The sequence below is a fragment of the Saccharothrix sp. 6-C genome, assembly GCF_016695385.1.
Taxonomy (GTDB): domain Bacteria; phylum Actinomycetota; class Actinomycetes; order Mycobacteriales; family Pseudonocardiaceae; genus Actinosynnema; species Actinosynnema texasense.
This window is the reverse complement of sequence record NZ_CP064192.1, coordinates 603,208-628,334: the sequence shown is the minus strand read 5'-3', so window position 1 is coordinate 628,334 and position 25,127 is coordinate 603,208. Positions and strand designations below refer to the sequence as shown.

The 25,127-nt window shown below is 72.1% G+C and carries 22 protein-coding genes; 8 read left to right on the top strand and 14 right to left on the bottom strand.

Going from position 1 to position 25,127, the window contains the following annotated elements:
- Positions 1-162: 162 nt before the first annotated feature.
- Positions 163-948: a choice-of-anchor P family protein gene (locus IOD16_RS02870; RefSeq protein WP_201438775.1), complete on the bottom strand. Its 786-nt coding sequence runs from the start codon at positions 946-948 to the stop codon at positions 163-165.
- A gap of 372 nt (positions 949-1,320) precedes the next feature.
- Here IOD16_RS02870 and IOD16_RS02865 point away from each other — a divergent pair, with 372 nt between their 5' ends.
- From IOD16_RS02865 to IOD16_RS02855, 3 genes are all read left to right on the top strand, one after another.
- Positions 1,321-2,682 (top strand): glycosyltransferase, encoded by a 1,362-nt coding sequence (locus tag IOD16_RS02865; protein ID WP_236594707.1) that lies wholly within the window; start codon positions 1,321-1,323, stop codon positions 2,680-2,682.
- Between the two features lie 111 nt (positions 2,683-2,793).
- The gene (locus tag IOD16_RS02860; protein ID WP_201438774.1) at positions 2,794-3,369 is read left to right on the top strand and encodes a biotin transporter BioY; all 576 of its coding nucleotides are present in this window, start codon (positions 2,794-2,796) and stop codon (positions 3,367-3,369) included.
- A 166-nt stretch (positions 3,370-3,535) separates the two neighbouring features.
- Positions 3,536-5,563, top strand: a complete 2,028-nt coding sequence (locus IOD16_RS02855) for an ATP-dependent DNA helicase (RefSeq protein WP_123748083.1) — start codon at positions 3,536-3,538, stop codon at positions 5,561-5,563.
- 135 nt (positions 5,564-5,698) lie between these two features.
- Here the strand turns inward: IOD16_RS02855 and IOD16_RS02850 are convergent, their stop codons facing one another.
- From IOD16_RS02850 to IOD16_RS02830, 5 genes are all read right to left on the bottom strand, one after another.
- Positions 5,699-7,108, bottom strand: coding sequence for a phospholipase D-like domain-containing protein (locus IOD16_RS02850; protein ID WP_123743816.1), 1,410 nt, complete (start codon positions 7,106-7,108; stop codon positions 5,699-5,701).
- A 25-nt stretch (positions 7,109-7,133) separates the two neighbouring features.
- Positions 7,134-7,823: a peptidyl-tRNA hydrolase gene (locus tag IOD16_RS02845; RefSeq protein WP_201441168.1), complete on the bottom strand. Its 690-nt coding sequence runs from the start codon at positions 7,821-7,823 to the stop codon at positions 7,134-7,136.
- A 14-nt stretch (positions 7,824-7,837) separates the two neighbouring features.
- Complete coding sequence (gene serB / locus IOD16_RS02840) at positions 7,838-9,064, bottom strand: phosphoserine phosphatase SerB (RefSeq protein ID WP_201438773.1); 1,227 nt, start codon at positions 9,062-9,064, stop codon at positions 7,838-7,840.
- Between the two features lie 106 nt (positions 9,065-9,170).
- Positions 9,171-10,958, bottom strand: coding sequence for an aa3-type cytochrome oxidase subunit I (gene ctaD, locus IOD16_RS02835; protein ID WP_201438772.1), 1,788 nt, complete (start codon positions 10,956-10,958; stop codon positions 9,171-9,173).
- A 223-nt stretch (positions 10,959-11,181) separates the two neighbouring features.
- A complete protein-coding gene (locus IOD16_RS02830) occupies positions 11,182-11,898 on the bottom strand; it encodes a hypothetical protein (protein WP_201438771.1) in 717 nt (238 codons plus the stop codon).
- Between the two features lie 231 nt (positions 11,899-12,129).
- On the opposite strand from IOD16_RS02830, the gene IOD16_RS02825 reads away from it, so the two are divergent.
- From IOD16_RS02825 to IOD16_RS02815, 3 genes are read left to right on the top strand one after another with little or no spacing between them, the layout of a single operon-like run.
- On the top strand, positions 12,130-12,807 hold the full coding sequence (locus tag IOD16_RS02825) for a response regulator (RefSeq protein ID WP_201438770.1): 678 nt from the start codon (positions 12,130-12,132) through the stop codon (positions 12,805-12,807).
- Positions 12,804-14,090: a HAMP domain-containing sensor histidine kinase gene (locus IOD16_RS02820; RefSeq protein WP_201438769.1), complete on the top strand. Its 1,287-nt coding sequence runs from the start codon at positions 12,804-12,806 to the stop codon at positions 14,088-14,090. Before IOD16_RS02825 ends, IOD16_RS02820 begins: the two co-directional genes overlap by 4 nt.
- Positions 14,083-14,691 carry an HD domain-containing protein gene (locus tag IOD16_RS02815; protein WP_201438768.1) on the top strand — a complete coding sequence of 203 codons (609 nt, stop codon included), beginning with the start codon at positions 14,083-14,085 and terminating at the stop codon, positions 14,689-14,691. The genes IOD16_RS02820 and IOD16_RS02815 overlap by 8 nt, the downstream gene beginning before the upstream one ends.
- On the opposite strand, the gene IOD16_RS02810 is transcribed toward IOD16_RS02815, so the two are convergent.
- Genes IOD16_RS02810 through IOD16_RS02785 form a run of 6 tightly spaced genes read right to left on the bottom strand, consistent with a single transcriptional unit; the run spans position 14,666 to position 19,762 of the window.
- Positions 14,666-15,238 carry a 1,2-dihydroxy-3-keto-5-methylthiopentene dioxygenase gene (locus IOD16_RS02810; RefSeq protein ID WP_201438767.1) on the bottom strand — a complete coding sequence of 191 codons (573 nt, stop codon included), beginning with the start codon at positions 15,236-15,238 and terminating at the stop codon, positions 14,666-14,668. The genes IOD16_RS02815 and IOD16_RS02810 overlap by 26 nt on opposite strands.
- A 5-nt stretch (positions 15,239-15,243) precedes the next feature.
- A complete protein-coding gene (gene mtnB / locus IOD16_RS02805; protein WP_201438766.1) occupies positions 15,244-15,828 on the bottom strand; it encodes a methylthioribulose 1-phosphate dehydratase in 585 nt (194 codons plus the stop codon).
- Positions 15,825-16,490, bottom strand: a complete 666-nt coding sequence (mtnC, locus tag IOD16_RS02800; RefSeq protein WP_201438765.1) for an acireductone synthase — start codon at positions 16,488-16,490, stop codon at positions 15,825-15,827. Before mtnC ends, mtnB begins: the two co-directional genes overlap by 4 nt.
- The gene (locus IOD16_RS02795) at positions 16,483-17,490 is read right to left on the bottom strand and encodes a s-methyl-5-thioribose-1-phosphate isomerase (protein ID WP_201438764.1); all 1,008 of its coding nucleotides are present in this window, start codon (positions 17,488-17,490) and stop codon (positions 16,483-16,485) included. The genes mtnC and IOD16_RS02795 overlap by 8 nt, the downstream gene beginning before the upstream one ends.
- Positions 17,490-18,629 (bottom strand): acyl-CoA dehydrogenase family protein, encoded by a 1,140-nt coding sequence (locus IOD16_RS02790; RefSeq protein WP_201438763.1) that lies wholly within the window; start codon positions 18,627-18,629, stop codon positions 17,490-17,492. Before IOD16_RS02790 ends, IOD16_RS02795 begins: the two co-directional genes overlap by 1 nt.
- 35 nt (positions 18,630-18,664) lie before the next feature.
- Positions 18,665-19,762 carry a hypothetical protein gene (locus IOD16_RS02785; RefSeq protein ID WP_201438762.1) on the bottom strand — a complete coding sequence of 366 codons (1,098 nt, stop codon included), beginning with the start codon at positions 19,760-19,762 and terminating at the stop codon, positions 18,665-18,667.
- A gap of 257 nt (positions 19,763-20,019) precedes the next feature.
- On the opposite strand from IOD16_RS02785, the gene IOD16_RS02780 reads away from it, so the two are divergent.
- Positions 20,020-22,269 (top strand): ATP-binding protein, encoded by a 2,250-nt coding sequence (locus IOD16_RS02780; RefSeq protein WP_201438761.1) that lies wholly within the window; start codon positions 20,020-20,022, stop codon positions 22,267-22,269.
- A 22-nt stretch (positions 22,270-22,291) separates the two neighbouring features.
- Here the strand turns inward: IOD16_RS02780 and IOD16_RS02775 are convergent, their stop codons facing one another.
- Entirely contained in the window at positions 22,292-23,506 is a 1,215-nt protein-coding gene (locus IOD16_RS02775) for a hypothetical protein (protein ID WP_201438760.1), read from the bottom strand.
- Complete coding sequence (locus IOD16_RS02770; protein ID WP_201438759.1) at positions 23,503-24,597, bottom strand: XRE family transcriptional regulator; 1,095 nt, start codon at positions 24,595-24,597, stop codon at positions 23,503-23,505. The genes IOD16_RS02775 and IOD16_RS02770 overlap by 4 nt, the downstream gene beginning before the upstream one ends.
- A gap of 204 nt (positions 24,598-24,801) precedes the next feature.
- On the opposite strand from IOD16_RS02770, the gene IOD16_RS02765 reads away from it, so the two are divergent.
- Entirely contained in the window at positions 24,802-25,032 is a 231-nt protein-coding gene (locus IOD16_RS02765; RefSeq protein ID WP_201438758.1) for a hypothetical protein, read from the top strand.
- Positions 25,033-25,127 lie beyond the last annotated feature (95 nt).

The window sequence follows — 25,127 nt, the reverse complement described above, 5'->3', positions numbered from 1 at the left end:
AGGGGTGCTCGCCCGTCGAGGTTCCCGGTGGGTGCGGCGCCCCGGCCGCGCGACTGGGGGTGGGCGCGTGGCCGGGGCGCACGCGCGCTACTCGTCGGCGGTCGCCGACGAGCCGGTTCCCGTGCCGGCCGCGTCGCCGCCGCCGGGGGTCTCGCGCACGGCTCAGCCCGCCGCGAGGTCGTGCCGGCGGCGCAGCGCCGAAGCGCCGACGGGCACGCCGAACAGGGCCAGCAGGCCGAGCCCGAGCCACCGGCCGGCGCCGGACGCCATCGGGATCGGCAGGCCGGCCGGACCGCAGGTGGCCGAGGACAGCACCAGGTCACCGGCGCCGACCGAGCCGGGCGCGTCGCCGAGCAGGGTCACGTGCACGGCGTTGACGGTGAGGCTGCCGTCGGCGTTGCGGAGCTGCTCGTTGACCACGACCCGGGCGACGTCCACACCGCGGAGGTCGACGTCGAGGGCGGTGTTCGGCGCGGGGTCGGCGCCGACGCCGACCCCGGCTTCGCCGAGCCGTCCGAGGTCGAGCCCGACGAACCCGGCCCGGCCCGTCAGTCCCTTCTGGGTGGCCGCGCACTCGGCTTCGACCAGGTCGGCGGACAGGCCGCCGGTCACGGTCGGGAGCAGGTCGAGCCGGACGTCGGCGGTGCTCGCCCGGGAGCCGACGGCGCCGGTCTTGTCGTCGCGCGACGCGGACGCGTCGACCGCGCCGGTCTTCAGGACGCCCGGCACGTCCACGCTCGCCGACGTGGTGGAGGTGGGGCCGTCCGCGGTGGCGGCGGCGAACGGGCCGGCCGACACCGCGCCGCGGCCCGACAGCGCCAGGTCGAGCCGCGCGCCGTGGGCCGAGGCGTCCCCCGGAGCCGCCGAGGCCGGTGCGGCTCCGAGGACCAGCGCCGCGACGGCGACCAGTCCGGCCGCCGCGGCCTGACGCGTCAGTGGCACACGCATGAAGCTCCCTCCTCGAAAACGTCTGGTCGAGCAAATGCCCCTATCGGCGTTCCTTCCGTCGTATTAAGAGTTGCTGACCGTAAAGAGGGACAACGGCCACTCGAATCGCCCAATTGCGACCACCGATGGTGGGTCTAACGCCCGAAATCATTTCACGTTGTCACTCGATCCGGGGGTGAGGTTCGCCGTACGCAGATCCGATGACCACCAAGCAGCCCTATCAGGTGATCCCCAATCGAGGGAAAGGACTCCGCCAGTGGCGTTTGCCTTACCCCGCACCGAACACCTCGACCGGGTGGTCGTCGGTGCGCTCATGGCGCCTGCCGGCAGCGCCGCCGCACCGGTGGCGCTCACGTGGCCGGCGACCCGGCGATGACCCCCGTCGCGGACTTCGACGTGCTGCTGGGGATCACCCGGGCGCTGACGTCGGCGATGGGCGTCGCGCTCGTGGCGTACCTGGTCCTGGTCGTCCTGCCCTACCTGCGGCACCGGCCCCGGCCGCACGGGCGGGCCGCCGATTTCGAGTGGCACTTCCTGCTGCCGTGCCGGGACGGGGAAGCCGTCGTCGGCGGCACGGTGCGGTACCTGCGCGAGGCGTTCCCCGACGCGCACGTGTGGGTCATAGACGACGACTCCGACGACGGCACGGTGGACGTCGTGCACGGCTTCCGGGACGACCCGCACGTCCACCTCGTGCGACGGCGCCGGCCGCACGCGCGCACCGGCAGGGGCGACGCGCTCAACGACGCCTACCGGACCGTGAAGCTGTGGATGGGGCGGCACGCCGACGCCGACCGCGCGGTGGCGGTGGTGGTGGACGCCGGCGGCCGGCCCGCCCGCGACTGCCTCGACGTGTGCGCGGCGGAGCACCTGTTCGGCGACCCCGGCGTCGGCGCGGTGCAGGTCGACGTGCGGGTGGTGAACGCGGGCGGGCGGCAGGCGGGCGGGCCGAGGTGGCGCGGCGTCCTCGGCGGCCTGCTGGTGCGGGTGCAGGACCTGGAGCTCCGGACCGCGGTCGCGGCGATCCGGCTGTCGCGCGGCACGACCTCCCCGGACAGCGACGGCCGGTTCACCCGGCTGTCGGCGCTGGACTCCGTCGCGGGACCGGCCGGGAGGCCGTGGCGGGGGTCGTCGCCGGAGGACCCCGAGCTGGGCGTGCGCCTCTTGACGGCGGGGTGGCGCACCGGGTTCACCACGGACACCCACGTGCACCGGGAAGGGCTCCACAGCCTGCGGCGGTTGCTCGCGCAACGCGCCCGGACGGGGCACGGGACGATGCGGAGCCTGCGGCACCTGCGGCGGATCTGGTCCTCACCGCACCTGTCCCCGACGGGCGCGGCGAAGCTGACGTGCTCCCTGGTCCGGCCGTGGTCACGGCTGCTCGCCACGCTCGTCTACCCCGTGCCGTTGCTGGTGCTGGGCCAGCGCGCGGCGCACGCGCCGGGTGAGGTGTGGGCGTGGTTGGTCGACGGCGCGTGGACCTCGTTCGCGGTGCACGGGATGCTCGGCCTGCTGCCGTTCGTGCTGTGGGGGCCGGTGTACCGGGCGCGGTGCGCGCCCACGACCGGTCTCGCGCGGGCGATCGGCTACGGGTTGCTCTATGCGATCTACGCCTGCGCGTGCTGCCTGGCGTCGTGGCCGGCGGTGGCCCGGTCGGCACGCGGGCGCGACAGGCGGGCGAAGACGTGCGGCAACACCGAGCGGATCGCCGCGGACGTGGCGCTGGAGCACTGACGCGTCGGCCCGTCACGCGTGAGATGCCCGACTTTGTAGAGCTTCGACGAAGACCGAACCAGAGATCGCCGGTTAACCTGCCCGAGAAGTCGATCCTCTGGGAGGTCCCAAGTGTCCGTCCTCGCCGTTCCCGGCCGTCGCGCGGTGCTCGCCGACCTGGTCCCGGGCGCTCTCGCGCGTGACATCGCCCTGGTCGTCGCGGGCGCCGGGCTGACCGGCCTGGCCGCCCAGGTCGCGCTGCCGGTGCCGGGCAGCCCCGTGCCGCTGACCGGCCAGACGTTCGCCGCCCTGCTCGTGGGCGCGGCGCTCGGGTGGCAGCGCGGTGGCGCGTCGATGGTGCTCTACCTGATCGCCGGCGTGGCCGGTGTGCCGTGGTTCCAGGGCGCCTCGTCGGGCACGCCCGCGTCGCTCGGGTACGTGGTCGGGTTCGTGTTCGCCGGCGCGCTGGTCGGCCACCTGGCGGCGCGCGGCGGTGACCGCACGCCGTTGCGGACCGTCGGCACGATGGCGGTGGGCAACCTGGTGATCTACGCGTGCGGCGTGCCGTGGCTGATGGCCGCGGCGGGCGTGGGCTTCGGCAAGGCGCTGCAGCTGGGCGTGACGCCGTTCCTGCTGGGCGACGCGCTGAAGATCGCCCTGGCGGCCGGTCTCCTGCCCGCGACCTGGGCCCTGCTCAACCGCAAGTGACCTCGCGCGAGTCCTACGTTCGGAACGCGTGAGTCCTACGTTCAGAACGCGTGAGTCCTACGTTCAGAACGCGTGAGTCCTACGTTCGGAACACCCGAGTTCAACGCTCAGGACGGGTTGGGGTGTCCGACCCCCGGTGACGGGGTGGGCGGGTACGGTCTTCGCCGTGCCCGCCACCACCGCCATCCCCGACACCAGGACGTTGCTCGCCGTCGCCGTGGAGGCGGTGGGCGGAGCCGAACGCCAGGGCCAGGTCGACATGGCCGAGGCCGTCGAGCGGTCGATCCGGACCGGCGAGCACCTCGCCGTCCAGGCGGGCACCGGCACGGGCAAGTCGCTCGCCTACCTGGTGCCCGCGCTGCGGCACGCCGTGGCCGAGGAGACGACCGTCGTCATCTCCACCGCCACCATCGCGCTGCAGCGCCAGCTCGTGGACCGCGACCTGCCCCGGCTGGCCAAGGCGTTGCGCAAGGAGCTGGGGCGCGAGCCGCGGTTCGCCATCCTCAAGGGCCGCCGCAACTACCTGTGCATGCACCGCCTGCACACCGGCGCGCCGGACGAGCCGGAGGACGCGGGCCTGTTCGACCCGTTCGCGGTGTCCAAGATGGGCCGCGAGATCAAGCGCCTGCACGAGTGGTCGTCCGACACCGAGACCGGTGACCGCGACGAGCTCGTGCCCGGCGTCACGGACCAGGCGTGGCGCCAGGTCTCCGTGACCGCGCGGGAGTGCCTCGGCGTGAACAAGTGCCCGATCGGCGTGGACTGCTTCGCGGAGAAGGCACGGGCCGAGGCGGGCAAGGCGGACGTCGTGGTGACCAACCACGCGATGCTCGCCGTGGACGCGCTGGAGGGCTACCAGGTCCTGCCCGACCACGACGTGGTGGTGATCGACGAGGCGCACGACCTGGTGGACCGGGTCACGTCGGTGGCGACGGAAGAGCTGAGCGCGTCCCTGGTCGCCACGGCCGCGCGGCGCTGCGGGCGGCTGATCGACCAGACCGTGGCCGACCGGATGGCCGAGGCCAGCGACGGCCTGGCGATGATCCTGGAGGAGATGCCGGCCGGTCGGTTGGACAGCCTGCCGCAGGCGTTGGCGGGCGCGCTGCGGGCGACCAAGGACGCGGCGCACGCGTGCATCACGTCGCTGGGGCCGGAGCGCAAGGAGGACGTGGACGGCGCGACGTCGCGCAAGCTGGCGATGTCGCTGCTGGACGACGTGCACGACTGCGCCACCCGGATTTTGGGGGCGTTCGACGAGGACCACGACGTGGTCTGGGTGTCGGGTGACTTCGCCGACCGCAACAAGGCGCCGTCGTTGCGGGTCGCGCCGCTCGGTGTCGGCGGGTTGCTGCGGGAGCGGCTGTTCGGGAAGCGGACCACGGTCCTGACCTCGGCGACGTTGACGTTGGGTGGCACGTTCGACACGTTGGCGCGGCAGTGGGGGCTGCCGGCGGCGTCGGGCGCCCGCAAGGCGGAGGGGACGGCGACGGACAAGGAGCCGCCGTCGGACCTGGGCGCGCCGCGGTGGAGCGGGCTGGACGTCGGTTCGCCGTTCGAGCACGGCAGCAGCGGGATCCTGTACGTGGCGCGGCACCTGCCGCCGCCGGGACGCGACGGGCTGCCACCGTCCTATGTGGACGAGATCGAGAGTCTGGTCAACGCGGCCGGCGGGCGCACGTTGGGGCTGTTCTCGTCGATGCGTGCGGCGAAGGCGGCGGCGGAAGCGTTGCGGGACAAGGTGGACTACCCCGTGCTGTGCCAGGGCGACGACGCCACCGGGCAGTTGGTGAAGCGGTTCGCCGAGGACGCGCAGACGTGCCTGTTCGGCACTTTGTCGCTGTGGCAGGGCGTGGACGTGCCGGGGCCGGCGCTGTCGCTGGTGGTGATGGACCGCATCCCGTTCCCGCGGCCGGACGACCCGTTGGCGTCGGCGCGGCAGAAGGCCGTGGAGTCGCGCGGCGGCAACGGCTTCCTCACCGTGGCGGCGACCCACGCCGCGCTGCTGCTGGCCCAGGGCGCGGGGCGGCTGCTGCGTTCAATGAACGACAAGGGCGTGGTCGCCGTGCTCGACCCGCGGTTGGCGACGGCCCGTTACGGCGGGTTCCTGCGTGCCTCGCTGCCGCCGTTCTGGACGACGTACGACCCGGAGGTCGTGCGGGCGGCGCTCAAGCGGCTCGACGCGGCCAACAACTGACGGCCGTTCCCTCGTCTGGCGGGCGCTGAGCGTTCAACTCGGGTGTTCCGAACGTAGGACACGCATGGCCTGAACGTAGGACACGCGCGTTCTGAACGTAGGACTCGCGCGGGTTGGAGGTAGGACTCTCGAGGGTCAGCCGTCGACGAGGAGGCCGCGGAGGGGGCCTTGGAGGCGGCCGGCGCGGCGGGAGACGCCCGGGAGGGCGGTCAGGCGGTGCTTGCCCTCGGCGGCCAGGGTGGGGCGCCAGAGGCGGTCCACGACCTCGTGGGCCGGACCGGCGACCTCGGCCAGCGGGCGCTGGAGGTGCTCGGACCACAGGCGCAGGCGGGCGTCCCGGGCCACCTCCGGGTCGTCGGTCACGACGTTGACCTCGGTGTCGTTGAACAGCGAGTGCTCGTTCAGGTTGGCCGAGCCGATGCTCAACCAGCGGTCGTCCACGAGGGCGAGCTTGGCGTGCACGTAGACCGACGACGACGTCGCGCCGTCGTGCGAGGACAACGTGGCGGCGACCAGCCGGTGGTTGCCGTCGTCGGCGTCCAGCAGGCGTCCCAGCTGGCCGCGGGTGGTGTCCGCGCCGTTGCTCGGCTTGCGCGGCAGCACCAGGACGGTGCGGAAGTCGGGGCTCGGCGGGTTGCGGAGCTTGTCGATCAGGACCTCGGTGACCTCAGGCGACCAGAGGAACTGGTTCTCGAGGTAGACCAGGCTCGTCGCCGAGCGCAGCGCGCGCAGGTAGGAGTCGAGCAGGCTGAACTCGCCGCGGGGCGCGAAGTCGTAGGTGCGCTCCGGGATCGTGCGCACCAGCTGCGCGGAGGACGAGCCGGCGGGCGCGGGCGGGATCGCCGGGGGCAGCTGCTCGCCGGAGATCTCCTGCCAGCGCAGGCGGAAGTGCTCGGCCGCGTCCGCGACGATCGGCCCGCGCAGGCGCGTCCCGATGTCGTGCCAGCCCAGCGGTTCGCGGGGCGGGTGCTCGGCGCTGTCGTGCCGGTCGCCCTCCACCGCGGTCAGGTCCATGCCGCCGACGAACGCCACCTCGTCGTCCACCACGACGATCTTCTCGTGGTGGCAGTGCAGCGTCCGCTCCCGCGCGTCGATCTCGCACCGCACGGCGCTGTCGCGGGTGAACTCGCGCTGCGCCGCCAGCACCCGCTTGCGGGTCGGTTCGAACATCGGCACCGGCGGCCCCGCCCACAGCAGCACGCGCACCGGCACCCGGGACGAGGCCGACGCCAGCAGCTCGCGCAACGTCGGCGAACCCGGTTCGCGGGTCAGCCGGAAGTCCGGGCTGGCGCACCACCCGGCCAGGTGGACGGACTTGCGCGCCGACGAGATCGCCGACGCGATGGCGGGCAGCACCTCGTGCCCGTCCACCAGCACGTCGACCCGGTTGCCGGTCCGCACCGGCCGCCGCGGCGTCCACCAGCCGGCCTCCGAGCCGAAGGCCGACCCCCACCCCAGCTTGCGCAACCGTCTCGCGTGGTGCGCGCACAGCAAGCTCTCCAGCCCGTCACCGAGCTTGGCGTCCAACACGTCCAACAGGCCCACGCCGGGGATGGTTACCGCAAACCGGTCAAACGAAACGTCGGTGCACGGCCACCGTGGCGGTTCCGGGCGCCACCTCGGTGTACCCGGCGTCCCGCACGAGCACGACGTCCGGCCTCACCACCAGCGCGTCCCAGTCGGCCGCCGACGGCGTCCGCACGGCGCACCGGTAGTCCAGCCCGGCCCACTCCTTCAGCTCGGCGTCGGACAGGTGCGGCGCGACCAGCATCGACGCGTGCCCCACCTGCGCCGCCGCCTTGCCCGCCGTCATCTCCACGCGCGGGTTCAGCCAGAGCTCGACCGCGCCGGGCGGCACCGGGCCCGGCTCGTCGGGCGGCAGCTCGCTGCCGGAGATCTGCAGCCGGCTCAGCTCCTTGGGCAGGTCCACCACCCGGCTCGGCACGAACGCCCGCACCGACGCGCCACCGACCGCGACCGTCACACCCGGCAACGCCTGCACGGCCTCCCAGTGCGCGCCCCGGGCCCGCCGCGACACCTTCCGGATCCGGCCGCGCACCCACGCCACCAGGTCGTCGTGCCACTCGCCGCCCGGCAGCGCGCGGTCGTCCAGGCACACCGCGATGGCGGCGGCCGCCGCGGCCTCCAGCACGTCCGTCCGGGACGGCGGCGCGGACCGCTCGATCCGCAGCACCACCGGCATCGCCCGGACCGACGCCGGGTCTTCCTCGTCGGTCGACCAGTGCCGGTCCACCAGCATCCGCAGGATCGGGTTCACAGCCGGTTCAGCTCCAGACCGTCCGCCGCGTCCGCGGCCTCCACCTCCGCACGCGTCACGCCGAGGACGAACAGCACCGCGTCCAGGAACGGGTGCGACAGCGCCGTGTCCGCCACCTCGCGCAACGCGGGCTTGGCGTTGAACGCGATGCCCAGCCCGGCCGCGCCGAGCATGTCGATGTCGTTCGCGCCGTCACCGACGGCCACGGTCTGCGCCAGCGTGATGCCCTGCTGGTCGGCGAACCGCCGCAGCGCCACCGCCTTGCCCGCCCGGTCGACCACCTCGCCGAGGACCCGGCCGGTCAGCTTGCCGTCCACGATCTCCAGCTCGTTGGCCGCGCAGAAGTCCAGGCCCAGGTCGTCGACCAGCCGCTGGATCACGCGCGTGAAACCGCCGGACACCACCCCGCAGCGGAACCCGAGTCGCTTCAACGTCCGCACCGTCGTCCGCGCGCCCGGCGTCAGCTCCAACGACCCGGCCACCTCGTCCAGCACGGACTCGTCCAGGCCCTCCAGCAGCGCCACCCGCCGCCGCAGCGACTCGGTGAAGTCCAGCTCGCCGCGCATCGCCGCGTCGGTGATCTCCTTGACCTGCGGCTCCACCCCGACGTGCGCGGCCAGCATCTCGATCACCTCGCCCTGGATGAGCGTGGAGTCGACGTCGAACACCACCAGCCGCTTGGCCCGCCGGGTCAGCCCGGCCCGCTCCACCGCGATGTCCAGCCCGCCGCGCACCGCCACCTCGGCCAACGCCGACCGCAGCTGCGCGTCGCTCTCCGGCGTGTCGTCGGCCACGGACACCCGCAGCTCGAGGCCGGTGACGGGGTAGTCGGCCACACCCCGCATCGCGTCGATGTTCACGCCGAGCGACGCCAGCCGGCGCGCCACCTCGGTGAACGCGCGGGCCGTGACCGGGCGGCCGAGCAGGATCAGCACGTGGCTGGACTCCAGCCGCGCGGTCCGCTTCGAGTCCGCGCCGATCTCCACCTCGACGAGCATGGACACCGTCGCCATGGCCTGCTCGACGGCCTCCTGCAACCCCTCCGGGTCGCGGTCGGCGGACACGAGCACGCCGAGCACCAACCGACCGCGGATGACGACCTGCTCGACGTCGAGGATTTCCACGCCGTGCCTGGTCAACACCGCGAAGAGCACGGAGGAGACCCCCGGCTTGTCCGGTCCGGTGACCGTGATCAGGACGGGCGTGGCGCTGGGCTTGGTCACTGATGGCTCCTATGCCAGACAGCGACGAGCCCCGACGTCCGCGGCCGAGGGATTCGGACGCCGATCGTCGGGGCTCGCCGTTGAACCTGTGCTCAGGTTACAAGCGTCACTTGTGGTCGCCCTCGGTGTTCTCCGAGGCTGTGCCCGATTGCACAGCGGCGGCGGCCACCTCGGACGGCGCGGGCTTCGCGTCCTCGTGCGCGATGGCCTTGCCGGTGAACGTCACGTGCGCCTCGCTGTGCAGCCGCTCGATCATGTGCGGGTAGTGCAGCTCGAACGCCGGGCGCGCCGAGCGGATGCGCGGCAGCTCGGTGAAGTTGTGCCGCGGCGGCGGGCACGAGGTCGCCCACTCCAGCGAGTTGCCGAAGCCCCACGGGTCGTCCACCTTCACGGTCTCGCCGTACCGGTAGGACTTGAAGACGTTCCAGATGAACGGCAGCGTGGACGCGCCCAGGATGTACGCGCCGATCGTGGAGATCGTGTTCAGCGTGGTGAAGCCGTCGCTGGGCAGGTAGTCCGCGTAGCGGCGCGGCATGCCCTCGTTGCCCAGCCAGTGCTGCACCAGGAACGTGGCGTGGAAGCCGAGGAACGTGGTCCAGAAGTGGAGCTTGCCCAGCGGCTCGTCCATCATCCGGCCGGTGATCTTCGGGAACCAGAAGTAGATGCCCGCGAAGGTGGCGAACACGATCGTGCCGTACAGCACGTAGTGGAAGTGCGCCACGACGAAGTACGTGTCCGACACGTGGAAGTCGATCGCCGGCGCGGCCAGCAGGATGCCGGACAGGCCGCCGAAGAGGAAGGTGACGATGAAGCCGATGCTGAACAGCATCGGGGTCTCGAACGTCAGCTGCCCCTTCCACATCGTGCCGATCCAGTTGAAGAACTTGATGCCGGTCGGCACCGCGATCAGGAACGTCATGAACGCGAAGAACGGCAGCAGCACCGCGCCGGTGGCGTACATGTGGTGCGCCCACACCGCCACGGACAGCGCCGCGATGCCCAGCGTCGCGTAGACCAGGCCGTTGTAGCCGAAGATCGGCTTGCGGCTGAACACCGGGAAGATCTCCGACACGATGCCGAAGAACGGCAGCGCGACGATGTACACCTCGGGGTGGCCGAAGAACCAGAACAGGTGCTGCCAGAGGATCACGCCGCCGTTGGCCGGGTCGAACACGTGCGCGCCCAGGTGGCGGTCGGCCAGCAGGCCCAGCAGCGCGGCGGTCAGGATCGGGAACGCCAGCAGCACCAGCACGGACGTCACCAGGATGTTCCAGGTGAAGATCGGCATGCGGAACATGGTCATGCCGGGCGCCCGGAGGCAGACCACCGTGGTGATCATGTTGACCGCGCCGAGGATGGTGCCGAGACCACCGACGACCAGGCCCGAGATCCACAGGTCGGCGCCGACGCCGGGCGAGTGGATCGCGTTCGACAGCGGGGTGTAGGCGAACCAGCCGAAGTCGGCCGCGCCACCCGGCGTCAGGAAGCCCGCCATCACGATCAGGCCGCCGAACAGGTACAGCCAGTACGAGAACGCGTTGAGCCGCGGGAACGCGACGTCCGGCGAACCGATCTGCAGCGGCAGGATGAAGTTGGCGAAACCGAACACGATGGGCGTCGCGTACAGCAGCAGCATCACCGTGCCGTGCATGGTGAACAGCTGGTTGAACTGCTCCTGGGACAGGAACTGCATGCCCGGTCGTGCCAGCTCGGTCCGCATCAGCATGGCCATCGCGCCGCCCACCATGAAGAAGGCGAACGACGTGACCAGGTACATGATCCCGATCTGCTTGTGGTCCGTGGTGCGGAACATCCGCAGCAGGAACGAACCCTTGACCGCGTCGCGAGTCCCGAAGGGCCGCGTCGCGATCGGCTGCGGGGCTACGGCCGTCACGGTGCCTCCTGCACTGTCTGGTACTGGCTGGGCCTGCGGGTGGCGCCGCCGGCTCATCGGATCGTAGACGGCCCTGTTCCGGGTGGCGCGGCTGGGCTGCCCGCTGGATCAAGTGAGGTAGCGCAGGTCACAGTGCTGGATGGCGCCACCTCCGGCGTCGCGGGCGACCTCGCGGAGGTGCGGGTCGGGGCTGGTGGAGGGAGAGGAGAGGAGTGGTGGGGGGTCAGCGGCGCAGGAGGTCGCGCAGCTTCGGGGAGGCGACGAAGGCGGCGCCGGCGGCGACCAGGGCGAGGCCGACGACGAGCATCCAGCCGCCGTCGAAGCCCGTGTCGGCCAGGTCGTCGTTGCCGGGGCCGTCGACGGCGACCGGGGTCGAGGTGCTGGTCGGCGTGACGGCGACCGACTCGGTGGTCGTCGTCGGGGCGACCTCGTCGGTGGTGCTCGCCGGGGTGGAGGACGTGGTGGACGGCGTAGTGGTCACCGGGGTGGACTCGGTCGTGGTGACCGTGTCGTCCTGCTCGGCGCAGACGAACCAGTGGCTGATGCCGGCGGGGCCGCCGCCGGCGTTGAGCGGCGGGTGCAGGTCTTCCCACGCCAGGTCGCCGAGCTTGGCGGCGGTGTAGACGTTGTAGGCCGGGCCGCCCTTCACCACGACGCCGGTGAGCACGTAGCCCTCGGGGTTGGCCGTGATGTCGATGTCGACGCCCTCGACGGTGAAGGTGCCCGCGGGCATCGTCATCTCCTCGCCGGGCAGGCCGACGACCTCGCAGGCGTTGCCGGGCTGGCCGATGTCGACGTTCTTCCGCTCGCCCACGACGGCGCGGGCGTCGCCGGGCAGCGGGGTCTCCGAGGTGGCCGAGGCGGTGCCGCCCAGCAGGCCGGTGGCGCTCAGGGCGAGCAGCGCGGCTGCTCCGAACAGGCGGCGGGTGGTGATGCGCATGGCTGCTGCTCCGCTGGGTCGTGGGGTAACCGAGGGATCGAACTACACCGGTTGTCCCTCTATCGAGGTAGCCCATTCAGATGAATCGGGTTGCCGCCCAGTCGTTATGAAGCGGTGATGTTAACGGCGGGTAGCGGCGTTTCACCGGTTGGAGGAGCGGCTTGCGCCGGCCGTGACCTTTACCGAACCCGAACAGCTCCGCGCCTCGTCCACCGCCCTCGCCGTGCCACGATGCGCGGCGTGCAGGGACTCGTGCTGGTCGTGGAGGACGAACGGGCCATCGCCGACCTGATCTGCCTCTACCTGCGGCGCGACGGGTTCGGGGTGCACGTCGAGGCGGACGGGCACGCGGCGCTGGCGGCGGTGCGGCGGCTGCGGCCGGTGGCGGTGCTGCTGGACGTCGGCCTGCCCGGGCTGGACGGGGTCGAGGTGTGCCGCGCGCTGCGGGCGGCGGGCGACTGGACGCCGGTGCTGTTCGTGACCGCGCGCGACGACGAGGTGGACCGGGTGCTCGGGCTGGAGCTGGGCGCGGACGACTACGTGACCAAGCCGTTCAGCCCGCGCGAGCTGGTGGCCCGGGTGCGCACCGTGCTGCGCCGGGGAGCGCCGCGGGTCAGCGCCGTGCACGTGGTCGGTGACGTGAAGCTGGACGGCGACCGGCGGCGGGTGTGGGCGGGCGGGGTGGAGGTGGCGTTGACGTCGACGGAGTTCGAGCTGCTCGCGCACCTGATGCGGCACCCCGGGCGGGTGTTCGAGCGGGAGCAGCTGCTGAGCGCGGTGTGGGGTTACGCGGCGGTGGCGGGCACGCGGACGGTGGACGTGCACGTGGCGCAGTTGCGGGCGAAGCTGGGCGACCGCAGCCCGATCAGGACCGTGCGCGGGGTCGGCTACTCGGTCGAGGCGTCGTGAGGCGCACGAGCCTGGCGTTCCGGATCACCGCGTTGTGCCTGGCCGTGGCCGCGGTGGCGGTCGTGGTGGCGGGGTTGGTGTCGGCGCGGCTGGTGCTCACCGCCGCCCGGGAGGTGAGCCGGGAGGGGCTGGCCGACCAGGCGGACGTGGTGGCCGAGCAGCTCGACGTGGGTCGGGCCGGGCGGCTGCGGGTGGTCGAGGTGCTGCGCGGCCAGGGCATCGCCGTGGTGCTGATCGGCCCGGACGGCGGGTTGACCGGTGAGCCGCGGGCCGTGCGGGCGGTGCGCGAGGCGGGGGTCGGGTCGGGCAGCGCGGGGACGCGGCTGGTCGAGGTGCGGCCCGGGGTGGCGCTGGTGCAGGAGACCGGCGTCGGCAACGGGCCGGGGCGCAAGCTGCTGCGCAACATCGCGTTCGCGCTGGGCGTCGGGTTGCTGGTGGCGGCGGTGGCCGGGTTGCTGCTGGGCAAGCTGGTCGCACGCCCGCTGCGGCGGACGGCGGCGGTCGCGCGCACCATGAGCGGCGGTCGGCGTGACCTGCGGGCGCCCGAGCGGGGGCCGGCGGAGGTCGCCGAGGTCGGCGGCGCGGTGAACGCCCTGGCCGACGCGTTGGCGCGCAGCGAGGCCAGGCAGCGGGAGTTCCTGCTGTCGGTCTCGCACGAGCTGCGCACGCCGTTGACCGCGGTGAGCGGGTTCGCCGAGTCCCTGGCCGACGGCGTGGTGTCCGGGCCGGAGGTGCCGTCGGTCGGCCGCACCATCTCGCGGGAGGCGCACCGGCTCGACCGGCTGGTCACCGACCTGCTGGACCTGGCCAGGCTGGGCGCGGACGACTTCCGCGTCGACCTCGACCGGGTCGACCTGACCGAGGTCGTCACGGCCGCCGCCGAGGTGTGGCGGGCGCGGTGCGCGGCGAAGGGCGTCGAGTTCCGGTTGGAGGCGCCGGTGGAGCCGACCGTGCGGACGACGGACGCCCGGCGGGTGCGGCAGGTGCTGGACGGGCTGCTGGAGAACGCGCTGCGCCTCACGCCCGCCGGTCGGCCGGTGGTGCTGGCGCTGGACGACGTGCTCCAGGTGCGCGACGGCGGTCCGGGCCTGTCCGAGGAGGACTACCGGGTGGCGTTCCGCAAGGGCGCGCTGCACGCGAAGTACGAGCGGTCCCGGCCGGTCGGCACCGGGGTCGGGCTCGCCCTGGTGCACGGTCTGGTGACCCGGTTGGGTGGCACGATCGAGGCCGGTCCCGCGCCCGAGGGCGGCGCGGCCTTCACGGTGAGGTTGCCCCATGCGTGAGCTGGAGGTCCGGTGGCACGAGGCGGTCCGGGTGCTGGGCGGCGCGCACGGGCCCGGTGACCTCGTCGGGCGGTACGCCGAGCCGCACCGCGGCTACCACAACGCCGACCACGTGCTGGCCGTCGTCCGTGACGCGGACGCGCTGGCCGTCGGCCGCACGGCGCGGGAGCGCGCCGTGCTCACGCTCGCCGCCCTCGCGCACGACGTGGTCTACGACGGCGTGCCGGGCGAGGACGAGCGGCGCAGCGCCGAGTGGGTCCGGGCCCGGCTCGCCGGGCTGCCGGCGGCCGACGAGGTGGCCGCGCTGGTGCTGGCCACCGCGGAGCACACCTCGGACGACCCGCTGACGTGCCTGCTCCTGGACGCCGACCTGGCCGTCCTCGGCTCCGACCCGGCCGCCTACGAGCGCTACCGCGCGGCCGTGCGCGCCGAGTACGCGCACGTGCCGGACGACGCGTGGCGGGTCGGGCGGGGCGAGGTCCTGCGCGCGTTGGCCGGGCGCGACCCGCTCTACGTCACGCCGCAGGCGCGTGACCGGTGGGAGGACCGCGCCAAGGCCAACCTCGCCGCCGAGCTCAGCTCGCTCGGTGACCCGCCATGAGCACGTCGTAGGTCGGGAACGCCTCGGCGATCTCGCTGCCGGTGAAGTTGCCGACCCAGCCGTCGTCGTCGTGGAAGAACCGGATCGACACGTAGTCCGGCCGGGTGCCCATGTCGAACCAGTGGGTGGTGTTCTCGGGCACGCTCAGCAGGTCGCCCGCCTCGCACAGCACCGCGTACACGCGCTCCTTGACGTGCAGGTAGAACACGCCGGAGCCGCGGGCGAAGAACCGGTCCTCGTCGTCGTCGTGGGTGTGCTCGGCCAGGAACTTCAGCCGCGCCTGCCCGGCCGACGCCAGCCACTCCGGGTCGTCCGACGGGGTCATCTCCATCGCGTCGACCAGGATGTAGCCCTCGGTCTCGGTGACGCGGGCTACCTGCTCGGCGTACACCTCCAGGGCGTTCTCCCTGGTCACACCCGGTACGACCGGCCACTGCTCGTAGCGGACGCCCAGCTGCTTCAGCTCCACCGCGATCTCGGCGGGGTCGGCGGTGCGCACCAGAGCGGTCTCCGGGTCGGTGTCCGACCACACGGTCAGCAACGTCATCGCGCCTACCTCCTGTGAATCTCGGCTTTGAAGCGCAACAGCCACTCCAAGCACTCCAGCCGGTGCCGCGCCTGGTAGAGGTCGTCACCCCACACGTACACCCCGTGGCGGGCGACAATCAAGGCCGGCACGTCCTCGCGGAAACCGGCCTCGAACGCGTCGCCGAGCACCCGCATGTCCTGGCTGTTCGGCACCACCGGGATGACCACGGACTCGTGCGCCTGGCGGCCGAAGCCCTTGAGCATCTCCAGGTCGCGCAGCTCGACGCCGTCCGGCCAGTGCTCGGCCGCGACGACCGGCGCCAGGGCGTGCACGTGGACCACCGCGCCCGCACCGGACACCGCCGCGATCCGCCCGTGCAGGCCCGCTTCCGCCGACGGCACGCGCGCCGGGTCGTCCGTGCGGCCCTCGGCGTCGACGAGCACCACGTCGTCCGGCGTCAGCTCGCCCTTGTCCTTGCCGCTGACGGTCACCGCGAGCCGCAGCGGACCGCGGTCCACGACCACGGAGAGGTTGCCCGAGGTGCCGCGCATCCAGCCCATCGCGGTGTACCGGGCGCACTCGGCGGCCAGCGCCTCGCCCGGCGTCACAGGGCGTCCACGGTCCGGTGTGGACCGAAGTCCGCGTCGCCGTACGGCTCGCCGGGGCGCGCCACGCCGACCGTCTGCCAACCGGCCTCGGCGGCGGCGTGCAGCTCGGCGGGAACGTCGGAGTAGAACGTGATGTCGCTCGACCCGAGCACGGAGGCGATCTTGAGGTAGGAGCCGGCCTCGCGCTTCGGGCCCGCGTTCACGGTGTCGAAGTGGAACTCGAACAACGACGTGAGGTCGCCGTCCGCGGTGTGCGCGAAGAACGCCACCTGACCGGCCACCGAGCCGGAGGAGAACACGGCCAGCTTGGCGCCCTCGGCGTGCCACTTGCGCAGCGCGGGCACGACGTCCGGGAAGAACTCGGCCACCAGGTCGCCCTCGGCGTACCCGCGCTGCCAGATCAAGCCCTGCAACGTCTTGAGCGGCGTGACCTTCCGGTCGGCGTCCATCCAGCCGTGCAGCACGCGCACCAGCTCGTCCGTGCCACCGTCCACACCGGACAGCTCGCGGACCTGTGCCACGGCCTCGGCGACGGCCGGGTCGTCGCCGTGCGCGTCGATCCACGGCCCGAGCCGCGGCCGGGCGTAGTCGTACAGCGTGACCAGGACCTGGTCGGTGGCGCTGAGCGTGCCTTCGATGTCCAGCACGACCCATTCAGTCATGAACGTCCCCAACGTAGTAATCGGCCAAACCGTCCGGAGCGTACGCACCGCGGTCGGTCACCACCTTCGTGACGAACCGCGGCGGGGTGACGTCGAAGGCGGGGTACAGGCCCCGGGCCCGGTCGGTGGCCGTGCGGCGGCCGAGCGTGTGCCGCACCTCGTCACCGGGCCGGTACTCGATCGGCACGTCGGCGGCGGAGGGCGCCAGGCGGTCCGGCGCCTGCACCATGGCCAGGAACGGCACGTCGAACGCGTGCGCGGCGACCGCCAGGCCGAGCGTGCCGACCTTGTTGACCACGTGCCCGTCCATCGTGACGCGGTCGGCGGCGGTCAGCAGCACGTCCACGTCGCCGGTCGACATCACGGCCGCGCCCATGCCGTCGGTGATCAGGGTCGTGTCGACGCCCATCTCCCCCAGCGTCTCCGCGGTCAGGCGGGCGCCCTGGAGGTACGGGCGGGTCTCCGTGCAGACGAACCGCAAACGCTTGCCCATGCTCTGGGCAGCGGCGACGGTCTCGGTCAGGTAGAGGTCGGCCCAGCAGTGCGTGAGCACCGCGCCCTCGTCCGGCAGCAGCTCGGCGGTGTGCCTGCCGAGGCTGCGGCTGCGGCTGCGGTAGCGCTCGTCCCCCGCCTTCGCGCCTGCGAGGGCGCCGGCTTCGAGGTCGTCGTTCGCGTCGACACCCGCCAGCACGGCGGCCACGGCCTTGCGCAGGTGGTTGTTGGTGCGGCGGGTGGCGACCAGGAGCTGCCCGGCCTGGTCGAGGTGGGCACGGGCCTCGTCACGGGGCAGGTCGCGGGCCTCGCGGGCGGCCAGCACCATGCCCCACAGCGCGGCGAAGTACGGGCCGGAGGACTGGGTGACCATGTCCTCGATGGCCTTCGCGACCTCGGCGACCGTGCCGCAGCGCACCCACGTCTTCTCGAACGGGAAGTTGCGCCGGTCCAGCACGTGCACCCCGTCGTCGTCGAGGCGCACGCTGCGCGCGAGCAGCGGCTCCATCAGCTGTACCCGGTGAACGGCGCGTGCTCGCCGGTGAGGTGGTACGCGCCGACCTCGCGGGCCTTGTACGACACGGGGTCGTGCAGGGTGAGGGTGCGGGCGTTGCGCCAGAACCGGTCGAAGGCGTAGCCGGCGGCGGTGGCCCGCGCGCCGCACAGCTCAAACACCCGGCTCGTGGTCTGGTTGGCGACCTTGGTGGCGACGACCTTGGCCGACGAGATGGCGGCGGCGGTCTCCGCGCGCTCGGTCCGGGTCAGGTCGGCGCCCCGCCGGGACGCCTGGTCCAGCCGGTCCGAGGCGTGGTCGGCGAGGAGGCCGGCGGCCTGCGCGTCGGCGACCAGCTCGCCGTACGTGCCCAGGATGTAGGGGTCGGCGGTGGCCGTGTCGACACCGCTGAGGAACCACGGGCGGGTGGTCGTGCGGGTGTACTGGGCGGCTTCGGCCAGCGCGCCCTCCGCCATCGCCACGTACAGCTGGGCGAGCACCAGCTGGAAGCCCAGGGCGGCCAGCGACAGGCGCGGGCTGCTGTCGTCGTGCGCGCCGAGGACCTGGTCGGCCGGCACGTGGACGTGGTCGAACACCACGCCGCCGCTGGCGGTGAGGCGTTGCCCGATGTTGTCCCAGTCGCCGGCGTAGGTGATGCCGTCGGCCTTGGCGTCGAGCGTGAAGGTGATCTTGTCGCCGGTCTCGGTGTCGGTGGCGCTGACCACCAGCCGGTCGGCCACCGACGCGCCCGTGGCGAACGTCTTGCGGCCCGTGACCTCGTACCCGCCGTCGACCGGCCGCAGTTCCAGCGCCGCGTCCAGCGGGTTGCTGACGCCTGCCCAGAAGAGACCGGCAGAGAACAGGTTGTCGCCGGTCTGGGAGTTCGGGTTGTCGAAGAGGCCGCTGCGCCACACCTGGAGGTAGTGGTAGCCGAGGAGGTGGCCGACGTTGGCGTCCGCCGCGCCGACGACCCTGGTCACGGCCTGCTGCGTGGCCCAGTCGCCGACCCCGAGCAGCCCGGACCGCCGCAACGCCCCGACCTCCGCCGACGGCTCCGCACCGAGCCGGTCGCGCTCCGCCGCGTCGACCCGCAACGCCGCGGCCAGCTCCTCGGCGACGGTCAGCCACTTCTGCCGACCATCGGTGCTCGTCATGCGCCCTCCTACCGTCTGCGTCCCAGCAGGCGAGCCTAATCGCCGGCGCGGGCCGCGGACTGAGCGTTCCGCCACATGGGAGGGCCGGCGGTCAGCGGGTGACGTACGTGGCGTGCCCGGCCAACCCCAACGCCGTGACCGCGCCCCGCAGGTCGACCGCGCCCTGCGGGAAGGTCGCGACGTGCGCCGCCCACGTGCGGCGGTCCTGGGCGAGCGCCTTCAGGTACCGCACGCACAGCGACGGCGGGATGGCCTCGCAACGCTTGCGCGCGGCGCGCAGGGCGATCTCCATGCGCAGCGCCTCGTCGTCGCGCCGTCCCCGTGACCTGATGCGGTCGAGGATGCTGTCGATCAGGGCCATCCGGCCGTGCAGGAAGTCCGACCAGTAGCCCTCGTCCGCCGCCGCCTCGACCGCCGTCGTCGTCCAGCAGCGCGAACACCCCCTCGGCGAGGCAGTCGCCGAACTCCTCCATCTGCGCCCGCGACTCGTTGGCGAACGGGTCGTACGGCTTCTGCTCCACCCGGCCGGTGATCGCCGACCGGCGCAGGCCCGCGTCGTCGAGCAGGAAGAACCAGTCCTCGTTGTAGATCGTCGGGAAGAACGAGGTCATCGACTCGCGGCCGATCACCAGCGCGCCGCCGCCGATGAACGTGCCCTGGTCGCCGCCCGTCTCGCGGTGCGCGTGGCAGACCACCGAGTTGTCCGGGAAGCCGCCGACCTCCAGCCCGACGGCGGCGTAGCCCTCCGAGACCAGGCCGGCCGCCGCGTCGAGGTCCGACGGGGTCGGCACGGTGATGTCGTCGTCGAGGAACGCCACCCGCTCCCAGCCGACCACCCGGGACACGAGCAGGCCGAGGTTGCGCTTGAAGCTGGTGTCGGTGTGCCGCAGGAACTCCGTGGAGCTGAGCACCTTCGCGGTCGCCGACAGGCGGGGCATCAGCGAGGCGGGCAGCGCGCCGACGTCGACCAGCAGCATCTCGACGCCCCTGGTGCGGGCCAGCTTCACGGTTCGGTGGGGTGATGCTTCGCCGCTGCACAACACGAGGAGCGGTCGACCGAGCACCGCCGCCGTGTCGATCGCCGCGCAGAGGTACCGCCAAGGTCTGCTGGTGGGCACGATGATCGCGTCCACCGCACCGGGCGGGGAGTCCGCGACGTCAACCGTGACGAGGAGTCTGCTGTGCGAGCCGTGCTGGCTCGAGATCGCTGTCGCCGGGTGGCTCAACCGGCCCTCCGCCCACTCGAAGGGTCGGTTCCGCGCCGAACCAGGACTTGTGCACGGGTCAACGTCGAGGTGACTCGCGGAGTTCCCCGGAACGTGGCCGCTGTTGGGCGGATTCCGGTTGTGGCACCGTCGATACGCTCCGGAGAACAGGACGGAGGTCGCGAGTGTCGGACGAGCGCCGAGGCGACAAGACCAACGACGTGTCGGGGGCGGCCGGAGCCGTCGTGCAGGCCGCGTCGATCGCGGGTGGTGTACACCTGCACACCACCCGGACCAGTCCGATACCCCCGCCCCACGAACTGCCGCCGGACGTGCACGCGTTCACCGATCGAGTGCAGCAACTCGCCGAGATGGACCTGATGCTCGCGTCCACGGAGGAGACGTCGTCCACGGCGGCAGTGGTGATCTCGGCGGTATCCGGCACGGCCGGGGTGGGAAAGACGGCCTTCGCCACGCACTGGGCACATCGGGTCAGTGACCGGTTTCCCGACGGTCAGCTCTACCTCAACCTGCGCGGTTACGGCCCGGATGAACCGGTGCCGCCCGCCGCGGCACTCGCGAGTCTCCTGCGGTCGTTGGGCGTGCCGAACACCGACATCCCTCACGACCTGGACGAGCGGGCGGCCCGGTTCCGCAGCCTCGCCGCCGGTCGTCGGATGCTGATCGTGCTCGACAACGCGCGTTCCGCCGACCAGGTCCGGCCCCTGCTGCCTGGCACATCCTCGTGCCTGGTGCTCGTGACCAGCCGTGACGCCCTGCCGGGCCTCGTCTCCCGGGACGGCGCCCGCCGGGTGAACCTCGATCTCCTGCCTCACGACCAGGCGAGGTACCTGCTGCGCATGCTGATCGGTCCTCGCGTCGACACCGAGCCGGAGGCCGTCGACTCCCTCGTCCGGCACTGCGCCCGCCTGCCGCTGGCCCTCCGGATCGCCGCCGACCTCGTCACCGACAACCCCCAGGCGACGCTCGCCGAACTCGTCCGCGAACTCGCGGACGAGCAGGGCAGGCTCGACATGCTCGACGCCGGGGACGACCCGTACACGGCGGTGCGGGCGGTGCTGTCCTGGTCCTACCGGAACCTCGACCCCGAGCAGTCCCGCGCGTTCCGCCTACTCGGCCTGCACCCCGGACGGGACTTCGACCCGGTCAGCGCCGCGGTCCTGTTCCAGACCCCGGCGGCACGGGGGCGTCGGCTCCTCGACTCGCTGGTTCGCGCACACCTGCTGGAACGCACCACGACCGGTCGGTACCAGATGCACGACCTGTTGCGCGTCTACGCGGCCGACCTCGCGTCCCAGGAGGAGCCCGAGGAGTCACGGCACGCGGCGTCGGGCCGGTTGTTCAACTTCTTCCTGCGCACCGCGTCGCAGGCGATGGACATCCTCTTCCCCCAGGAGCACGACCGCAGGCCGAAGTTCCCGACGGACAGCGAATCGCCCGCCAACCTCGTGGACGACGCCCAAGCCGTGCGTTGGCTGGAGACTGAGCGTGCCACGCTCGCCGCAGTGGCGGCCCACACCACCTGGACGACCTACGCGACATCGCTGTCCGCCACTCTCTACCGGTTCCTCGACGTCCACGGCCACTTCGACGACGCCGTCACGCTGCACTCCCTTGCCGTGACCGCGGCCCGACAGCGGGGTGACAAGGTGTCCGAGGGTCGGGCGTCGCACAACCTCGGCGTCGTGTACCAGCGCTTGGGTCGCTACCTGGAAGCTCAGGACCACTTGACGCGGGCGATCACGGTGCTGCGGCAGGCGGGTAGTCCGCTCGTGGAGGCGTTGGCGCTGGCGGACCTGGGCCACGTGCACATGCTTCTCGGGCGCCAGGACGAAGCCTTGGCCTGCGACTCGGCCGCTCTGCGCCTGTTCGAGGAAGTGGGCGACCGCACGGGTCAGGGTCAGGTGCTCAACAACATGGGGCTGGTCCTCGACCGGTTGGGGCGCCACGAGGAGTCCGTCGAACACATGCAACGCGCACTGGCGCTGTTCCGGAAGGCCAACGACCGACCGCGGATCGGTTATGTGCTCAACGACATCGGCGTGGCGTTCCAGCACCTGGAGCGCAACCTCGAGGCCAAGGGCTACCACCAGGAGGCGCTCGAACTCGCTCGCGCCACCCGCGATCGCGCGCTGGAGGCCGAGGCGCTCAACGGACTCGGCAACGCGCTGCGCCGCACGGGGATGACCGACGAGGTGCTGGCGTGCCACGAACAGGCACTCGCCATCGCCCTGGACATCGGTGATCGCCATGAGCAGGCCCAGGCGCACGAGGGCTTCGCAAACGCACACGAAGCGTCGCGTGACGTGGCCAGGGCTCGGGACCGGTGGGGTCTCGCCCTGGATATCTACCTTGAGCTCGGCGCACCCGAGGCAGTGGAGGTCCGTCGTCGACTGGATCGCCTGATCGGTTGACCAGCGGCGGCGTTGTGGTGGCTCAGGGAGCGACGACCGGGTACCGCGCCCTCGTTTCAGGTGCAGTGGTGGCGCCCGGGCGGTAGTGGTGCGGCAGACCCAGCTCGGTCAGCAGGGCCGGCACGGGACGGTCGCCGTGGCTGCGGCACGCGTCCTCGACGTGGTCGCGCCACACCTCGCGGTCGGCGCGCCACGCCGTGAGGTAGTCCACGCAGAGCTGTGGCTCGATGAGGCGGTTGCGACCACCGGCGGCCTTGAGGGCGGCGATCATCCTGTCCTTGGCCGGGCCGTCCGGCTGGGTGTCCACCACCATGCCGATGACCTCTTCGATGAACCGCCGACGTCGGCCCAGGAACCACCGCCAGTACCCGGCGTCGGCCTCGGTCAGGCCGCGTCCGGCGTCGAGCAGGCCGAACAGCCCTTCGGCGAGGCAGTCACCCAGCTCCTCGGTGCGGGCACGCATGGTGTCCCGGTACGGGTCGTACGGCTTCTGCAGCGCCTGACCCGTGACCGCGGACGGCGCGAGCCCGGTCTCGCCGAGCAGGAAGAACCAGTCCTCGTTGTAGATGTTGGGGAAGAACGAGGCGAACGACTCGCGGCCGACTGCCAGCGCGCCCGTGCCGATGAACGTGTCCTGGTCGCCGCCCGCCTCACGGTAGGCGTGGCAGACCACCGAGTTGTCGGGGTAGCCGCCGACCGAGAGGCCGACGCCGGTGAACGTGTCCAACAGGCCCACCGCGGTGCCCAGGTCGTCCGGCCGCGGGATCACCACGTCGTCGTCCACGTAGACGACCCGTTCCCAGCCTGACACGGCGGCCACCAGCAACCCCAGGTTGCGCTTGAGGCTGGTGTCGGTGCGGCGGTCGAATCGACCGCCGCGCAGCATCGCCGTGGTCTCGAACTGCGGCAGGAGCCTGCGGGGCACGTCGGCGACGTCGATGGCGACGACCTCGACACCGCCTCGTTCCGCAAGCGCCGTGGCGGCGACCGCCGACGCGTGGTGGCTGCACAGCACCACCAGCGTGCAGCGATGGTGGCCGGCGAGCGCGACGACGTGCTCCAGGTACCTGGTGGGTCGCGCGGTCGGCACGATGATCGCGTTCACCTCGGCCGGGACGGCGAACGCGTCCTTGGTCAGCAGGTGGCGGTGGGAACCGTGGTGGTTCGCCGACCGGGGACGCCCGACCGGCGCCGGGGCCACCCTGGCGGGGGCGAGCACGGGGCCTGCGACGTTCAACTCTGGCCCTCCGGCCATTCGAAGAGGCGGAACTCCGGCAGGTTCCAGTCCGGTGTGACCACCTGGCCGTTCACGACCATCACCCTGGTGAGGACGCTGTAAGAGGCCATGTCCGGGAACCGCCGGCTCAGGTACTCCGCGTTGCGGTCGCGGAACCTGCCGTCGGTGAGGGCCCGCACGACACCGAGGGTGCCCCTGCCGTACTGGCCGTTGCAGATCGTCACCGTCCGCTTGTGGTTGAACGGGTTGGTGCCGCGGTAGAAGTGGCCGACGTCCTCGATCAGGACCTCGTGGCCGCGGGAGTTGCCGAGCTTGGGCGCGAAGAGCCGCTCGTGGCCTTCGCCGTCGCGCACCACGAAACCGCCCGCTTCGGCCTCGTCGTGCCGGGCGACCTGGGTGATCGGGAGGTCGACGCGGTCGAGCAGTTCGCGGGTGACGAGGTTCCAGTCGACGCCGCCGAGCAGCACGAGGTGCGTGGTGTAGTCGTCGGGCGCCAGGTTCGAGGCGATGCGGAAGTTGACCTGGCTGCGGGGGTTGAGCGCGCGGATGTGGCCGTGCAGCTCGATGAGGGCGTCGAGGTCGGCGTAGGTGTAGAGCTCGACGTAGTCCGGCTGCGTGGGGTCGGAGTAGGGCATGGCCGCCCGCATGTCGGCCGGGAGCTGGGCGACGACGATGGTGATGTCGTGCCGGTCGTCGAAGTACCAGAAGCCCCGGTCGGCGCGGTCCTGGGCGGGGGTCGTGCCGTCTTCGCGGTCGACGGCGGCGCGCAGCGCGACCAGTTCGCGCAGCAGCTCCTCGCGGCGGCGCAGCTCCTCGGGGGTCAGCTCGTCCACCGGGATCAGCCGGTACGGGCGGGTGGCCACGGAGCGCTCGGTGGCGAAGAAGGTGGCGTAGGCGGCGAGGCGGTTCAGCGGTGGCGTCTTGGGCTTGCCGCGGCTCTCCCACGACGACAGCAGCGGCACGCTGGCCGGCTTGTCGGCGCTGAACGCCTGCGCGAGGTCGCTCTGCGTGATGACCACGTCGGGCCACTGCTCCTCGCGCAGCGCCCGAAGGCGGTGCGACAGCGAGTGGGAGTCATCCGCAACGACCACGACCGCGCGCCCTTCAGTGAACTTCAGCGTGATAGCTGAAGCGTGGAACATACACTATTGCGGAGAAAAGTGACGAGCGGATACCCCTATCAGGGGCTTGTCAGTCGAGTACACCCCACTTACTCTCATATTACTGAGGTTCAGTCAACTTCAGTGAGTAGAGGTGAAGTTCACCCAGGAAGCCATCCGGGGGTCATCATGAACATGCTCACCGCGTTAGCCCGAACTTCCGAGGCCACCGAGTGGACGCCGCTCGTGGTGGTGGTCATGATCGGCGCGTTGACGCTGGTCATGGGTCTGACCAAGCTCCTGCGCCGAGTGCTCGGCATGCTCACCCGGGTCCTGCTGTCGGCCGGCGCGGCGATGACCGGGATCGCCACGATGCTCGCCCTCTGCACCGTGCTGACCACCGTTCTGCTGGTCTACGCGCGCTGAACCACCACGTGCGGCTCATCCCCTTCGACTACGGTGTGCGGGCCCGCATCGAAGGGGGAGTCGCACGATGGACCTGTCGCGCAGATCGTTCTCCG

What these genes read in the sequence shown, in the direction of transcription:
- IOD16_RS02870 (WP_201438775.1), bottom strand. Translation starts at nt 948, where the DNA reads ATGCGTGTGCCACTGACGCGTCAGGCCGCGGCGGCCGGACTGGTCGCC.
- IOD16_RS02865 (WP_236594707.1), top strand. Translation starts at nt 1,321, where the DNA reads ATGACCCCCGTCGCGGACTTCGACGTGCTGCTGGGGATCACCCGGGCG.
- IOD16_RS02845 (WP_201441168.1), bottom strand. Translation starts at nt 7,823, where the DNA reads ATGCTGGTGGACCGGCACTGGTCGACCGACGAGGAAGACCCGGCGTCG.
- IOD16_RS02830 (WP_201438771.1), bottom strand. Translation starts at nt 11,898, where the DNA reads ATGCGCATCACCACCCGCCGCCTGTTCGGAGCAGCCGCGCTGCTCGCC.
- IOD16_RS02825 (WP_201438770.1), top strand. Translation starts at nt 12,130, where the DNA reads ATGCGCGGCGTGCAGGGACTCGTGCTGGTCGTGGAGGACGAACGGGCC.
- IOD16_RS02815 (WP_201438768.1), top strand. Translation starts at nt 14,083, where the DNA reads ATGCGTGAGCTGGAGGTCCGGTGGCACGAGGCGGTCCGGGTGCTGGGC.
- IOD16_RS02810 (WP_201438767.1), bottom strand. Translation starts at nt 15,238, where the DNA reads ATGACGTTGCTGACCGTGTGGTCGGACACCGACCCGGAGACCGCTCTG.
- mtnC (WP_201438765.1), bottom strand. Translation starts at nt 16,490, where the DNA reads ATGACTGAATGGGTCGTGCTGGACATCGAAGGCACGCTCAGCGCCACC.
- IOD16_RS02795 (WP_201438764.1), bottom strand. Translation starts at nt 17,490, where the DNA reads ATGGAGCCGCTGCTCGCGCGCAGCGTGCGCCTCGACGACGACGGGGTG.
- IOD16_RS02790 (WP_201438763.1), bottom strand. Translation starts at nt 18,629, where the DNA reads ATGACGAGCACCGATGGTCGGCAGAAGTGGCTGACCGTCGCCGAGGAG.
- IOD16_RS02765 (WP_201438758.1), top strand. Translation starts at nt 24,802, where the DNA reads ATGCTCACCGCGTTAGCCCGAACTTCCGAGGCCACCGAGTGGACGCCG.